Genomic DNA, 15200 nt, shown 5'->3' on the forward strand with positions numbered 1-15200 from the left:
TGAGCTGTTTTCCGGTTTTTAATTTCTAATCGATGAATGCGGGGCTTCCCGCCTTCCTTCACTGGATTCCTGAAGGAGCTTTATAATGTTCGGCTGGTTTGAATCCCGCCTCAATCCCTATCCCGTCGAGGAGCCCAAGGTTCCGCCGCAGGGTCTGTTTGCCTTCTGCTGGCACTATACCAAGCCGGCGGCACCCTGGCTGTTGACCATGTCGGTCTGCACCATGCTGATCGCAATCGGCGAAGTGGCACTGTTCCAGTTCCTCGGCAATGTCGTCGACTGGCTGTCTTCGGCCAAGCAGGATACTTTCCTTGAAAGCGAAGGCACGAAGCTGTTCTGGATGGGTGCGCTCATCCTGATCGGCCTGCCGTCCGTCGTCGCCTTCGATTCGATCATCATGCACCAGATTTTGCTCGGCAATTATCCGATGATCGCACGCTGGCAGATGCACCGCTATCTGTTGCGGCAGGGCATGACCTTTTTCGCCAACGAGTTTGCCGGCCGCGTTGCCACCAAGGTGATGCAGACCTCGCTTGCCGTGCGCGAAACGGTGATGAAGATCCTCGATGTCTTCGTTTATGTCGTCGCCTACTTCATCTCGATGCTCGTCGTCGTGGCGGCGGCCGACTGGCGGCTGCTTGCGCCGCTGATCGTCTGGATCATCGTCTATGTCTGCATCGTGACGTACTTCGTGCCGCGCCTGCGCAAAATCTCCAAGGATCAGGCAGATGCGCGCTCGATGATGACCGGCCGTGTCGTCGACAGCTATACCAATATCGCCACCGTCAAGCTGTTCTCGCATGCCGGCCGCGAGGAGGTCTATGCCAAGGAAAGCATGGATGCGTTCCTGCAGACCGTGCACCGGCAGATGCGCAAGGTGACGCTGTTCCATGTGCTCGTCTATACCAATAACTGCATCGCGCTTTTCGCGATTTCGGCGCTCGGCATCTATTTCTGGATGACCAGCGGCATGTCGGTCGGTTCGATTGCCATTGCCGTGTCGCTGGCCATGCGCATCAACGGCATGTCGCAATGGATCATGTGGGAAGTGTCGGCGCTGTTTGAAAACATCGGCACGGTCTACGACGGCATGAGCATGATGACCAAGGCACACGACATCGTCGACAATGACGATGCCAAGGTGCTGAAGGCGCCGCAGGGCGCAATCGCCTTCGAAAACATCGGCTTCCACTACGGCAAGAACAAGGGCGTCATCGAAAACCTGTCGCTCGCCATCAAGCCCGGCGAGAAGATCGGTCTGGTCGGACGCTCCGGTGCGGGCAAGACGACGCTGATGAATGTGCTGTTGCGCTTCTACGATCTTGAATCGGGCACGATCCGGATCGACGGGCAGGACATTTCTGCGGCAACGCAGGACAGCCTGCGCTCCCAGATCGGCGTAGTGACACAGGATACATCCCTGTTGCACCGCTCGATCCGTGACAACATCGCCTATGGTCACCCCGAGGCTGACGATGCCGACATCATTGCAGCCGCCAAGCGGGCCAATGCCTGGGATTTCATCGAGCTGCTCGAGGACAACCAGGGCCGCAGGGGGCTCGATGCCCAGGTCGGCGAACGGGGCGTCAAGCTTTCCGGCGGCCAGCGGCAGCGGATCGCGATTGCCCGCGTCTTCCTGAAGGACGCGCCGATCCTGATCCTCGACGAGGCGACCTCGGCGCTCGATTCGGAAGTCGAAGCCGCGATCCAGGAAAACCTGTTTGCGCTGATGAAGGGCAAGACGGTGATCGCGATTGCCCACCGCCTGTCGACGCTGACGGAGATGGACCGGCTGGTGATCCTGGAGGCCGGCAAGATCATCGAGACCGGCAGCCATGCCGAGCTGATCGCCAGGAGCGGGCTTTACGCCGATCTCTGGTCGAGACAGTCCGGTGGTTTCCTCGCCGACGATGCGGAAGGCGAAAACGAAAAGGGGGAGGCGGCCGAATAGGCCGCCTCCAAGCTTCGCATGCTATCTCCCGGGACGATCAACGTGAGTGCCATTGATTTTGAATTCGACATCCTGATCAAGGGTGAGCGCACGGATGCTTTCGATGTCTTCACCACCAGCAATCCGGACTGGCGATGCCGTTGCGGAAAAAACGGCGGCTTCCTCGCCGAGCCGCCGCCGCTGACGGTTGATGCGCCGGATGCAAGCGCCTTCGCAGCGCTGCATGTCGATGTTTATGCCGCCCAGCTTTCGGCATTGCGGGCCCTCGGGCATGGCCATGCCATCCGGATTGCCGTCTATTTCGATGCAGCGCGGATGACGGCCTTGAGCCTTGGTCTCAAGCCATCGACCATGGCGCTGGTTTCGGCGCTCGGCTACGAGGTCGATTTTTGCCTTTACCCTTCATCCGATCACGAAGACGGCTGAACATTGGATCGACGCGTTTTTCTGGAAACATGACGGATTTGTAATCGACATCACTGGCATTCCAAGCCGATTGCCGATTGTCCAGCCTGCGAATCCGCCTATATCGGACATATGTTTTTGCGCGCTCTGTTTGCCTTTTTCGAAAACTGGATACAGTCCTTCGCGGCGCGCGACGGATTACAGCCGCCGCAACGGCTGGTGCCCTATGTCTGGTTTTACATAAAGCAGGCAAAGGCGCCGTTCATCGCCATGCTGGTTCTCGGCGGCATGACGGCTGCGATCGAGGCGACGCTGTTCTGGTTCGTCGGCCGCGTTGTCGATATTCTTTCCACCGTCAAGCCCAGCGATGGCTGGAGCGGGCTGCTTGCGGCGCACGGCGCCGAGCTGTTCGGCATGCTCGTTCTGATCGGCATCGTCCGCTTCGTCGTTTCGCTTATGATGGCACTGGTCGATCAGCAGGTGATCACGCCCGGCTTTTATAATCTGGTTCGCTGGCAGTCCTACCTGCATGTCTCGCGGCAGTCGCTGTCCTTCTTCCAGAATGACTTTTCCGGCCGCATCGTCACCAAGGTCTGGTCCGGCGGGCAGGCGGTTGGCGATGTCGTCACCTCGCTGATGGAAAGCGTCTGGTTCGTCGGCATCTATTCGGTGTCGACGCTCGTGCTGGTCGGCCAGCTCGATATGTCGCTTGCCGTCGTCGTTCTTCTCTGGCTGATCGGCTTTGCCTTTCTGGCGCGTTATTTCGTGCCGCGCATCCGCCGGCATTCGAAGGAAACGGCGGAGGCGTCCTCGATGCTCAGCGGCCGCATGGTCGATGCCTACAGCAATATGCAGACCTTGAAACTGTTTGCCCGCGACGAGGAAAACGACCGCTACATGCGGCAGGGTTTCGATATCTTCCAGGATACGATCATCCGCTTTACCCGCTTCATCACCGGAGTGCGCGCCTCGATGGCGCTGCTGTCGGGCATCATGATCGTGACGATGGCGGCGCTGAGTGTTGATCTCTGGCTTTCGGGGGCAATCAGTTCCGGCGCCGTCGCCTTCACAATGGCGCTGATCCTGCGGCTGAATTTTCTGCTGAGCCGGATGATGGTGCAGTTCAACGGCATCATGCGCAATATCGGTACGATCCAGAATGCGGCCGAAATGATTTCGCAGCCGGTGCAGCTCATCGACCAGCCGAATGCGCCAAGCCTCGTCGTCAACAGCCCGGTAATCCGCTTTGAAAATATCCGCTTTCACTACGGCAAAGGGCAGGGTGTCATCGATGACCTGTCTCTGGTCGTCAGGCCCGGTGAAAAGATTGGTATTGTCGGCCGGTCGGGGGCGGGAAAGACGACGCTCGTCAATCTTTTGCTGCGCTTTTACGATCTGGAGGCCGGCCGGATCCTGATCGACGGGCAGGATATCGCCGCAGTCCGGCAGGAGACGCTGCGCATGCAGATCGGCGTCGTCAGCCAGGATACGTCGTTGCTGCACCGGTCGATCCGCGACAACATTCTCTTCGGCCGCCCGGATGCGGATGAAAACGGCCTGCGTGACGCAGCAAGAAAGGCCGAAGCGCTGGATTTCATCGAGAACCTGCAGGACCAGCGCGGCCGCAAGGGTTTTGACGCCCATGTCGGCGAGCGCGGCGTCAAGCTGTCGGGCGGGCAGCGGCAGCGGGTGGCGATCGCGCGGGTCATGCTCAAGGACGCGCCGATCCTCGTGCTGGACGAGGCGACCTCGGCGCTTGATTCGGAAGTCGAGGCTGTTATCCAGTCGAATCTCGACCGCTTGATGCATGGAAAAACCGTCCTTGCCATCGCGCACCGGCTATCGACCATCGCCGCGCTCGACCGGCTGATCGTCATGGATCAGGGCCGGATCGTCGAAGACGGCACCCATGAACAGCTGATCGCTGCCGGCGGTCTTTATGCCGATCTCTGGGCGCGCCAGTCCGGCGGATTCCTCGCCCGCGAGGCTGCGGCCGAATAGCGCAGCAGGCGCGATCAACGGGCCAGGCAAAAGCCCTGTTTTGACCGCGTCGGAGGTTGAAAATCGGTTTGCGAACATTGACTTCGGTTTTCCCGCGACATTGTGGCTCACCTCTTGCGCCCAAGGCTAGACATCCCCAACGATCAAGCATAGAACGCGCCGGAATGCCGGGGAATCTGCCGTTTCTTATACGCGTGGGGTTCGCCCGGTTTTGATGTATGACGCGGGAAGGCGAAAGTTTTCTTCGAATCGTGCATAGAGGCTTATTGATTTGGCGCTGTTCTTTCGCTCAAGTGTCTGCACGGGGCGCGGATCGACGCCGGGGATAGTGCGGTTTCCGCAAACATTGCGTGAGAGGATGGTTTAGCCGTGAGCGAACACGAGACAGCAAGCGAAACCCTGGGCGAGCCCACTCGCCGCGATTTCCTGTACTTGACCACCGGCATGGCCGGTGCGGTCGGTGCGGCTGCGGTCGCATGGCCGTTTATCGACCAGATGCGGCCCGACGCCTCGACGCTGGCGCTCGCTTCGATCGAAGTGGATGTTGCAAGCCTGCAGCCGGGCATGTCGTTGACGGTGAAATGGCGCGGCAAGCCGGTGTTCATCCGCAACCGCACCGACAAGGAAGTCGAGGAAGCCAATGCCGTTGCGCTGGCTGACCTGAAAGACCCGGTTGCGCGCAACGCCAACCTTCCGGCCGACGCGACTGCGACAGACCTTGATCGCTCCGCCGGCAAGGAAAAAGAAAACTGGATCGTCATGATTGGCTCCTGCACGCATCTCGGTTGCGTTCCGCTCGGCCAGGCTGGCGATTTTGGCGGCTGGTTCTGTCCGTGCCACGGCTCCCACTACGATACGGCCGGCCGTATCCGTAAGGGCCCTGCACCGCAGAACCTCGCCGTACCGACCTTTGCGTTCGCTACCGACACAGTCATCAAGATCGGTTGAGGGGAATACTGATTATGAGTGGTGATCATTCAACCTACATGCCGACAACCGGTATCGAGAAATGGGTGGATTCGCGTCTGCCGCTGCCGCGCCTCGTGCATGACAGCTTCGTTTCCTACCCGGTTCCGCGCAATCTGAACTATGCCTACACCTTCGGCGCCATGCTTTCGGTCATGCTGATCGTCCAGATCCTGACCGGCGTCGTTCTGGCCATGCACTATGCCTCGGAAACGACGGTCGCTTTCAATTCCGTCGAAAAGATCATGCGCGACGTCAACCAGGGCTGGCTGCTGCGCTACATGCATGCCAACGGTGCGTCGTTCTTCTTCATCGCCGTCTACCTGCATATCGGCCGCGGTCTCTACTACGGCTCCTACAAGGCGCCGCGCGAAATCCTCTGGATCCTCGGCGTTGTCATCTACCTTCTGATGATGGCTGCCGGCTTCATGGGCTATGTACTGCCCTGGGGTCAGATGTCCTTCTGGGGCGCGACCGTTATCACCGGCTTCTTCTCGGCCTTCCCGCTGGTCGGCGAATGGATCCAGCAGTTCCTGCTTGGTGGTTTCGCTGTCGATAATCCGACGCTCAACCGCTTCTTTGCGCTGCATTACCTCTTGCCCTTCATGATCGCTGGCGTCGTTGTCCTGCACATCTGGGCTCTGCATGTCGTTGGCCAGACCAACCCGACCGGCGTCGAAGTCAAGACCAAGACGGATACGGTTGCCTTTACCCCTTTCGCCACCCTCAAGGATGCGCTTGGTGTATCGGTGTTCCTGCTGGTTTACGCCTGGTTCGTCTTCTATATGCCGAACTTCCTTGGCCACCCGGACAACTACATTCCGGCCAATGCGCTGAAGACGCCGGCTCACATCGTTCCTGAATGGTACTACTTGCCGTTCTACGCGATGCTGCGCGCCATCACCTTCAATGTCGGCCCGATCGATTCGAAGCTCGGCGGCGTCCTGGTGATGTTCGGTGCGATCATCGTCCTGTTCTTCCTGCCCTGGCTCGATACGTCGAAGGTTCGCTCCGCCGTCTACCGTCCCTGGTACAAGCTGTTCTTCTGGCTCTTCGTGATCAATGCCATCATGCTCGGCTGGCTGGGCTCGCGTCCTGCCGAAGGCCTGTATGTGGTGATGTCGCAGCTCGGCACTCTCTACTACTTCGGTTTCTTCCTCGTCATCATGCCGGTCCTCGGCCTGATCGAGACGCCGAAGCGCATCCCGAATTCCATTACCGAGGCGGTTCTGGAAAAACAGGCTGCGAAAAAGCCCGTTGCTGCGTGATGTCTGCGAAGATCAAGGAACCCAAAACAATGAAAAAGCTTGTTACAGGCATTCTTTCGCTCGCAGTCGTCGCCGGTCTTGGTGCAGGCATGGTGTTCGCCGAGGAGACTGGCGAACACAAGGCTGCAGGCGCCGCGGAAGAACATGGCGGTACGCCGCACTTCCCGATCCACAAGCCGGAACAGCAGGAATGGTCCTTTGCCGGACCGTTCGGCCACTATGACAAGGGCCAGCTGCAGCGCGGCCTGAAGGTCTACACCGAAGTCTGTTCCGCCTGCCACTCGATGAACCTCGTCTCCTTCCGGACGCTCGAAGGCCTCGGCTATTCGCCGGCTCAGGTAAAGGCCTTTGCTGCCAACTACGAAGTCCAGGACGGCCCGAACGCCGAAGGCGAGATGTATACCCGCAAGGCCGTGCCTTCGGATCATTTCCCGTCGCCGTTCCCGAACGTTGAAGCGGCTGCTGCTGCCAATAATGGTGCCGCTCCGCCGGACTTCTCGCTGATCGCCAAGGCGCGCGGCATCGAGCGTGGTTTCCCGACCTTCATCTTCGACATGTTCACCCAGTATCAGGAAGGCGGCCCGGACTATATCCACGCGCTGCTGAACGGCTACCAGGAAGCCCCGAAGGGCGTCGAGATTTCCGAAGGCACGCACTACAACCCGTACTTCGCCAATGCCGCAGCCCTTGCCATGGCAAAGCCGATCTCCGACGATCAGGTCACCTATGACGACGGTTCGCCGCAGACGGTCGAACAGTATTCGCACGACGTCGCCGCGTTCCTGATGTGGGCAGCAGAGCCGCATCTGGAAGCCCGCAAGCGCACCGGCTTCATGGTGATGATCTTCCTTCTGATCTTCACCGGCCTGATCTACCTGACGAAGAAATCGGTTTACGCCAACAAGGAACATTGAGGCCTTTCAGGCTTTCGAACGGAAAAGGCGGCCCGGGTGGCCGCCTTTTTTTGTGCCTGCTCGTTGTCCGCATCGATCATTGGAGAGATGATTTGATTCGTACATAAGGAGGGCGTTCATGAAGCTTGCGATGGCACAGACCGTTGTCTCGACCGACATTCCTGCTAATGGGACGGCAATACGCGCCATGATCGCTAAGGCGGCGGCGCAAGGGGCGCAGCTTATCGGGTTTTGCGAAGGGGCTCTCTCCGGTTATTTGAAATTCCAGATCGGGAGCCCTGCCGAATGGGAATGTTTTCGCTGGGCGGCGCAGGAAGCCGAGCTTCGCTCCATCGCGGCCCTTTGCGGCGAGCTTGGTATTTCGCCGTGGTCGGCGGAGCGCACCGTCTGCCGGATGGCCATCCGCCGCACAACAGCCTCTATATCCTTTCCGATTCCGGATCCTTGCTGACGCGGTATGACAAGAGATTTCTATCCAACAGCGAACTCGGCGGCTGGTACACGCCGGGAGCCATGCCAATTGTCATCGAGGTCGATGGGTTCCGTCTTGGCTGTGCAATCTGCATCGAGTCGCAATTCTTCGAGATATTCAGTGATTACGAGAGAATGGGCGTCGATGGCGTGATTTTCTCGTCCTATGGACTGGCGCCCTATTTCCAGATCGCGTTGCGTGCCCATGCCGGATTGAACTGCCTCTGGATCGGGGCGGCTACCCCAGCCCAGAAGGCTGGCAAGGGACCTGCGGGCATCATTGGCCCGGATGGCGAATGGATGGCACAATGCGCCCAAACGCCGGAGCCGGGCCTGGTCGTGGCCGTACTGGACCGGACCGATCCCACCTATGACATCCCGCTGCAAAAAGGCCGGCCTTGGCGCGCCAAGGCGAGGCAAGGGGATACCTAWCGCGGCAAGCAGGTCGACGATCCACGTAGTCATAACAGAGATGAATACTGACGGGAGCTTTTATCCCAGCAGATCAACGGCGATTAGGTGTGCGCTGTTGTAAGTCATTCATTGGCTTCGATCAAAAAAAAGCCCCGCAGTCTCCTGCAGGGCCTGTGTCTCAGATCGTGTTCAACTCTTTCAGCTGAACCGTCCGGCCGCGTGCGCCAGCATCGTGTAGACCTTGCCGGTATCCGACGTCAGGTAGGTCTGGGTCATCACCTTGTCGCGGTCGTTGCGGGCGACGTCGCCGAGCAGCTTTTCGAAGTCGGCGATGTAGCGATCGACGGCGGTGCGGAATTCCGGTTCGCGATCATACTTGCGCTTGATCTCGTCGAAGGTCTGCTGGCCCTTGAGCGTATAGAGGCGGCGTGTGAACACGTCGCGCTCGCCGCGCTGATACCGGCGCCACAGGTCCACCGAGGCGTCGTGGTCGATGGCGCGGGCGATATCGACCGACAGCGAGTTCAGCGATTCCATCACATGACGCGGGTTGCGATTGTCGCCGGCGCGGCTGGCAGCAGCAGGCTGTGCTTCTGCGGCACGCTGTACCGGCGCTGCCGGCTCTTCGTCACGCGATGCGCCGCGCAACAGGTCACGCATCCAGCCGCTGCCTTCTTCCGGCCGCTGGCGGCTTGCTGCCTGCGGCTCCGGCTGGCGAACAGCAGGCTGCTGGGCGAGGGGACGGGGCTGCTCGATGCCAAGGCTGCCGCGGAGGGTGGGTTCCGGCTCCGGGCGGCGTTGCTCAACGGCCGGCTGCTGGGCGACGGCGCGAACCGGGGCGGGTGCCACGGCCTGCTGGACGGCCTGCTGTGCTGCGGTCGGCTGCTGGCGCGGCTGGGCGATCTCGAGCTGGCCGGAGGACTTGCCGATGATGTCGGAAAGCTCCTGCAAGGCCTTGATCTGCTCGGCGACCGCACGGCGCATGACCGAGGCGTTTTCCTTGGCTTCTTCCGGCAGGTCGAAGGCGCCGCGCTTCAGCTCCTCGCGGGTCATGTCGAGTTCCTTGCGGATCTCGTGGGCCGAGCGGCGGATCTCGTCCGTGGCACCGCTGAAGCGGCTGACCGCTTCTTCGACGGCCTGGCGGATGGCTGAGCCCATGTGCTCGGCTGCGCCGTCCGATTTCTTGCTGGTTTCGGTCATCAGGCGATCGATGTCCGACAGCGACGCGCCGACGCTGCCGCGCAGGCGGGAAGCGACTTCCTTCGAGCGCTCTTCGGCGCGGACAAAGGCGCCTTCGACCGAAAGGCTTGCGTCTTCGCCCGCCTTGGTGACGGCGGCGCGCATGGCGTCGCTGGCCGATGCGGCGCGGGCTTCGGCTTCCGACAGGGTCTTGCTGACATTGGCGAAGGACGACTGAACACCGGCGCGCAGGTTGCTGGCGATCTCGTTGGAGCGTTCCTCGGCCCGCACGAACACGGATTCGACCGACATGCTGGCTTCGTCGCCGGCCTTGACCACGGCATTGCGCATGGCCTCGGCCGCCGAGGCGGCACGCTGCTCGGCTTCGCTCAGAATGCGGCCGACATCGCTGAAGGACGACTGGATGCCGGAGCGCAGGTTGCTTGCGACCTGCGCCGAGCGGTCTTCTGCCCGCTGGAAGGCGCCATCGACGAAGCCCTCGAGGGCATGCATGGTCTTTTCGATCTCTTCGGAGCGGCTGACCAGCCCGACGGAAAGTGTCCGCAGGGCATCCTGGCGTTCCTCAAGGGTGCTGACCAGATTGGACTGGGCGGCGGCCAGAAGATCGGACGCCTGACCGAGCACCTTGGAATGGTCCTCGAAGCGGCCGACGATGCCGCCGATCTGCGACAGGGTGGAGCCGGATATATCCGTCAGCTTGTCGACCTTGCCTTCGAGAAGGCGGGTCGAGGTGGACAGCATATCGGATGCGCGGGTGGCGGATTCGGAGAACCGCGCGGTGGTCGTCTCCAGCTGCTGGTCCATGGCACCGAGATTGGCACCGGCCTGTTCGATGACGCTTGCAATCGAGCTGTTGCTTGCTGCCAGCTGGTCGATCAGGCCCATGGCCGTCGATTGCAGACGGTTCTCGACCATCTTCATCGCCTTGGCCGTTTCTTCTGCGCGGCTCGAAATCGCGTTCAGCGTCTCGCCGGTGCGCGCGCTCAGGCTGTCGAGCAGGGTTGCATTTTCGGCCCGCAGGCGGTCGGCGCTCTCGCGCGCCACTTCGCTGATGCGGTCGGCGGCTTCCTTGCCGGTCGCGGCATACTGATCGATGATCGGGCGTGCCTGTTCATCGATGATGCGCGACAGTTCGGCCGAGCGGCCAGCCAGCATCGAATTGAGCTCGCGGGTGCTGTCGTCGAGGGTGGTGCGGATGGTGTTGCCCCGGGCCTCCAGGGCCTTCTCCACATCCGTGAGGCTCTGGCTCAGCGACGATGCCTGTTCGGCAACGCGCGACTGGGTCTGGGCGATCCTGGCTGCTGCGCCATCGGTTGCTTCGCCGACGGAACGGGCCAGCTCGGCGCTGCGCATTGCTGCGGTCGCCGCCGTCTGTTCCACGGCGGACTGGAAATCGGCCTGCCTTGCAGCCATTGCCTGGGCGAAATCGTCGCCAGCCTTGGCGAGCAGTTCGGCAGAGCGCAGCGCTTCGGCATCAATGCCCTGGGCCGCTTCGCCGACAGCGCCGCGCAGATTGGTGACGAGACCTGCGGCCTTGCCTTCGATCGTCCGGCTGACATTGTCGAGGCCGATCGAAAGGGCGCGGTCCATCGTGCCGAGGCGTTCTTCGATGCGGCCTGTACCGCCTTCAATGCTGGCTTCGATCCGTGTGGCGGCAGCGGCCGTAACGCGGTCGAGTTCAGTGGTGTGGGTGGTGAGCGTGTCGGCGATACGGTTGGCGGCGGCACCACTGATCCGGTCGATCTCGTCGGCGCGGCCTGCCAGGCTGCCGGCGATCCGGTCGGCGGCTGCGGTGCTGACGCGGTCCAGCTCTGCCGTATGTTCCGACAGGGTCGAGGCGATACGGGTCGCGGCAGCCTCGCCGACGCGGTCGATCTCTTCGGTCCGGCCAGCCAGGCTGTCGGTGATCATGGCGGCAGCGGCCGTGCTGATCTGATCGAATTCAGCCGTGTGGGCAGACAGCGTTTCGGCGATGCGCGCTGCGGCGATGCCGCCAATACGGTCGATTTCGCCGGTGTGGCCGGCAAGGCTATCGGCGATGCGCGCGGCTGCACGGTCGCTGACGTGATCCAGTTCGGACACCTTGGCAGACAGCGTATCGGCGATCCGCAGGCCGGCATTGTCGACGAACTCGCTGACGCCGCCGACGCTGTCACGGATGCGGTTTTCCAGCACGCCGAGGCTGCTTTCAATACGTGCGCCGGTCTCATCGACGCTGCTGTTGATGTTGGACAGCGATGTGTCCATCCGGTGTGTCAGCGTGTCTGCGGCGCGGCTGATCTGGTCGGCGGTTTCGCCAAGCTGGGTGGCGATATGGCTGGTGCTTGACAGCATGCGCTGCTCAAGCGCGGCCGCGCTCTTGTCGATGGCGCCACCGAGTTCCGCCTGGCGCTCTTCCAGCGTCATTTCCAGCATGCTGGCGCTGGTGGCAAGCGTCGTGGCAATCGACATCGACTGTTCGCCCAGGACGCCGGAAAGCTGGTCGGTCCCATGGGCCACCGCGACGTTGATCGCGTTGATCCGGTCGTCGAGCGTTGCCCGGATCTGGTCATGCGTTGATGCAAGCGATGTCGCCAGCTGGCCGGCATGGCCTGAAAGGGTCTGCTCGATATCGGAAGCCCTGCCTGTCATGGCCAGGGCCAGTTCGGAAGCGTGGCCGGAAAGGGCGCTGGCAATCTCGGCCGATGTGCTGGTCATCGTGCCGGCGATATCGCTGACGCGACCGGAGAGATTGTCGGCGATTTCCGCAACGCGGCCGGAAAGCTGCTTTTCGATATCGCCGATCCGGTCAGCCATCGTTTCGGCAATCGCGCTGGCACGATAGGACAGGCTGTCGGCAATTTCCTCCGTGCGGCTGCTGAGCGTATCCGTCATTTCGGCTGCGCGCGCAGACATCGTGCCGGCGATTTCGGCGGAGCGTTCGGACAGAAGCGTGTCGAGCGTGGCGGTCTGGGTGGCGAGCGTGTCGCCGAGCGCACGGCCATGTTCGGACATTGCGCTTTGCAGGCGCTCGCTGGTGCCGCTGATGGCCTGTTCGATCGCGCCGGCCGAGGAGGTCAGAACATTTGCAAGCGCGCCGGTGCGGTGCGACAGGATGGTGTCGATCCGTTCTGCGGTGCCATCAAATGCGCTGTCGATTGCCGTTGTCGATGACGTCAGCACGTTTGCAAGGGCGCCGGTGCGCTGCGACAGGATCGTATCGATCCGTTCCGCCGTGCCTTCAAAGGCGCTGTCGATGGATTCCGAGCTTGCGGCAAGCAGGCCCGAAAGCTCGATGGTTCGTTCCGAAAGCGTGTTGTCGAGGCGCAGCTGGCTGGCGGCGATCGAGGTGGTGATCTCGTCGGCTCGGTTGGTCAGCGTTTCCTCGATACGGCCGTGGATCGCCTGCAGGCCGTCGATAAAGCCGGTTGTGTGCGTATCCAGGTTCTCGGCAAGCTGCTGGTTGCTTGCAGCGATCGCACTGGTGCGGGCGTCAAGCGTTTCGGCAAGCCGCTGCTGGCTTTCGGTGAGGGCTGCCTCCAGCGAGACGGCCCGGTTGGCAAAGCCGGTTTCGAGCCGGTCTTGTGCTGCCGTCAGGGCGCCCATCAGGGTGCCTGCGCGTTCCGACAAAACGCCGTCGATGCGGACATGCGCATTGCCGATCGCGTCGCTGAGTTCGGCAGTCTTGCCGCTGATGGTCTGCTCGATGAAATCCTGGGTGGTGCCGAGCGCCGTCGCCAGTGTCAGCGATTGATCCGACAGGGCGGTTTCAAACCGTTCGATACCGCCGTCAAGAATGCCGCCGATGGAATCGGCGCCGCCGGTGACCGACTGGTTGATGCGGGCGAGGCTTTCCATCAGCTTGGAATCGAGCATGCCGGCGCGCCTGTCGAAGGCTGTGGCAAATTCGTGGAAGCGGGAATCGAAGGCCGTCGCCAGATGACCGACTGTCGTCTGCAGCTTTTCGTCGAAGAAGCCGGTGCGCAGGTCGATATCCATGATCATGTCGTCGGCGCTGGACTTCAGGCTCTGGCGGAAATTCGCGCCCTTTTCGTCCAGCGTGGCGTTCAGCGTATTCAGGATGTCGTCGAGACCGCCGGTAATGGCCTGCTGGCCAACGTTCAGGCTCTCGTTGAGATCGCGGGTGCGGGCGATCAGGGTCTCGTTGAGCTGGCGGGCCCGTTCATTGAGCGCTGCGTTCAGCTTCTCGGTATTGGCATCGAGCGAGGACGCGCGGGTCTCGAACTGTCCAAGCAGCTGCTGGCCGCGCTTAGCCAGCGTCTGGCTCAGATTGTCCAGGCGGGTATCGAATTCGTTGCTGAGCGAAACGCCGGCGGTGGTGAGACCCGAAAGCAGGGCGTCCGTGCGGGTCGACAGCATGGCGCCGATGGTCTGGGTGGCGCTGTTGGAGCGCTCCATCAGGGCGGCGGCACGGGTCTCGATCATCGAGGCAAACGCTTCGCCGGATGTGGCGATGCGGTTGGAAATATCGTCGCCGGCAATCGCCAGCTCGTCCTTGAGCTGGGTATGGGCGCCTGAAATCGACGAGCGGATGCGTTCGGCATGGCCGACGATGGATTCGCGCTCGAGGCCGAGTTCCTGAACCAGGGTACGCACCCGCAGTTCGTTGTCGCTATAGCTGCGTTCAAGCGCGTTGACTTCGGAATGAACCAGCGTTTCGAGTTCGGTGGCGCGCGCGATCGTCCGCTCGATACCCTCGTTCATCGCCGACACTTCGCGCCGGACGGCCTGACCGACCGTCATGATGCGCTCGGAAGCGGCGGTTTCAGGCTCTGCAAGGCGCAAGGCGACTTCAGCCATGGAGCGGGCGGCGCTGCGCAATTCCTGGGCGCGCGAAATCATGATGGCAAAGGAGAAGAACAACATCACCGGCAGGATGATGAAGATCGCCACGCCAATGGCGCCCGGCATGGCCGACAGGTCGGCCAGCGAGCGAATCTGCCAGATTTCCGGGCCATAGAGAAGGTTGGCGACACCAAGGCCGCCGATGATCCACAGGGCCGAGACGGCTGCGGCCATGCGCATCGCCGAGCGGCTGGAGCGCACGTCCAGCGATCGCAGGATCGCGGCCGGCGTCCTGCGGCCATCGTCGTTTGCCGGAGCAAACGAGGGGGCTCTGGGGGCGGGCTCCGGAGACAGGTTTCGTTGCGTTTCGGCGGCGCGGGCAGCTTTTGCAGTCTGCTCCTGCTGAGGTTTGGCACTTTTGGCCTGGCCCGAAGCGGGTGCCTGCTTGACGGGGTCAGACACTTTTTCCTCCGGGTGGTCCAGCGAAGTCTTGTCGTTGAGGGCGGACTTAAGCTCGTCAAAATCGATTTTCAGAGCGTCTTCCAACGCCTGAAATGCCTTGTCGTCGATCGACTCATTGCTTTTATTTGTCGCCATGCGGATACGCCTCGTTACCAAACTGTCCTTTCGGAAGGATCCGCCGCAACACCGCCTGCATTGGGAACACCTCCGAAACTCGGACGGTGACATGAGGATACGCGCATCACATCTACGCAGAACCCTGACATGCACCCATTTCAACCACGCACCGACGGACAACGCATTGAGACCCGTAGGTGCTTCATTCAATACAGTTTTCCGTCAGGACCGTTTACACCCGAAGAC

General features: G+C 61.5%; 8 protein-coding genes. 7 read left to right on the top strand and 1 reads right to left on the bottom strand.

The genetic code is table 11. The features are described from left to right. Positions 1 to 85 precede the first annotated feature (85 nt). The 7 genes from AC1D17_RS07930 to AC1D17_RS07960 all read left to right on the top strand — a co-directional run bounded on the left by AC1D17_RS07930 (position 86) and on the right by AC1D17_RS07960 (position 8459). Positions 86 to 1951 carry an ABC transporter ATP-binding protein gene (locus AC1D17_RS07930; RefSeq protein WP_477564860.1) on the top strand — a complete coding sequence of 622 codons (1866 nt, stop codon included), beginning with the start codon at positions 86 to 88 and terminating at the stop codon, positions 1949 to 1951. A gap of 42 nt (positions 1952 to 1993) precedes the next feature. Continuing rightward, positions 1994 to 2377 (top strand): hypothetical protein, encoded by a 384-nt coding sequence (locus AC1D17_RS07935; RefSeq protein WP_477564861.1) that lies wholly within the window; start codon positions 1994 to 1996, stop codon positions 2375 to 2377. 111 nt (positions 2378 to 2488) lie between these two features. Further along, positions 2489 to 4357: an ABC transporter ATP-binding protein gene (locus tag AC1D17_RS07940; protein WP_477564862.1), complete on the top strand. Its 1869-nt coding sequence runs from the start codon at positions 2489 to 2491 to the stop codon at positions 4355 to 4357. 369 nt (positions 4358 to 4726) lie between these two features. Next, entirely contained in the window at positions 4727 to 5305 is a 579-nt protein-coding gene (gene petA / locus AC1D17_RS07945) for a ubiquinol-cytochrome c reductase iron-sulfur subunit (protein WP_477564863.1), read from the top strand. A 14-nt stretch (positions 5306 to 5319) separates the two neighbouring features. After that, positions 5320 to 6591 carry a cytochrome b gene (locus AC1D17_RS07950; RefSeq protein WP_477564864.1) on the top strand — a complete coding sequence of 424 codons (1272 nt, stop codon included), beginning with the start codon at positions 5320 to 5322 and terminating at the stop codon, positions 6589 to 6591. A 29-nt stretch (positions 6592 to 6620) separates the two neighbouring features. Next, a complete protein-coding gene (locus tag AC1D17_RS07955; protein WP_477564865.1) occupies positions 6621 to 7505 on the top strand; it encodes a cytochrome c1 in 885 nt (294 codons plus the stop codon). Between the two features lie 291 nt (positions 7506 to 7796). Next, positions 7797 to 8459 carry a carbon-nitrogen hydrolase family protein gene (locus AC1D17_RS07960; RefSeq protein ID WP_477564866.1) on the top strand — a complete coding sequence of 221 codons (663 nt, stop codon included), beginning with the start codon at positions 7797 to 7799 and terminating at the stop codon, positions 8457 to 8459. 129 nt (positions 8460 to 8588) lie between these two features. Here the strand turns inward: AC1D17_RS07960 and AC1D17_RS07965 are convergent, their stop codons facing one another. Further along, positions 8589 to 14972 carry an apolipoprotein A-IV repeat region-like domain-containing protein gene (locus AC1D17_RS07965; RefSeq protein ID WP_477564867.1) on the bottom strand — a complete coding sequence of 2128 codons (6384 nt, stop codon included), beginning with the start codon at positions 14970 to 14972 and terminating at the stop codon, positions 8589 to 8591. Positions 14973 to 15200 lie beyond the last annotated feature (228 nt).

The sequence above is a fragment of the Pararhizobium sp. P1_E7 genome (assembly GCF_056405855.1).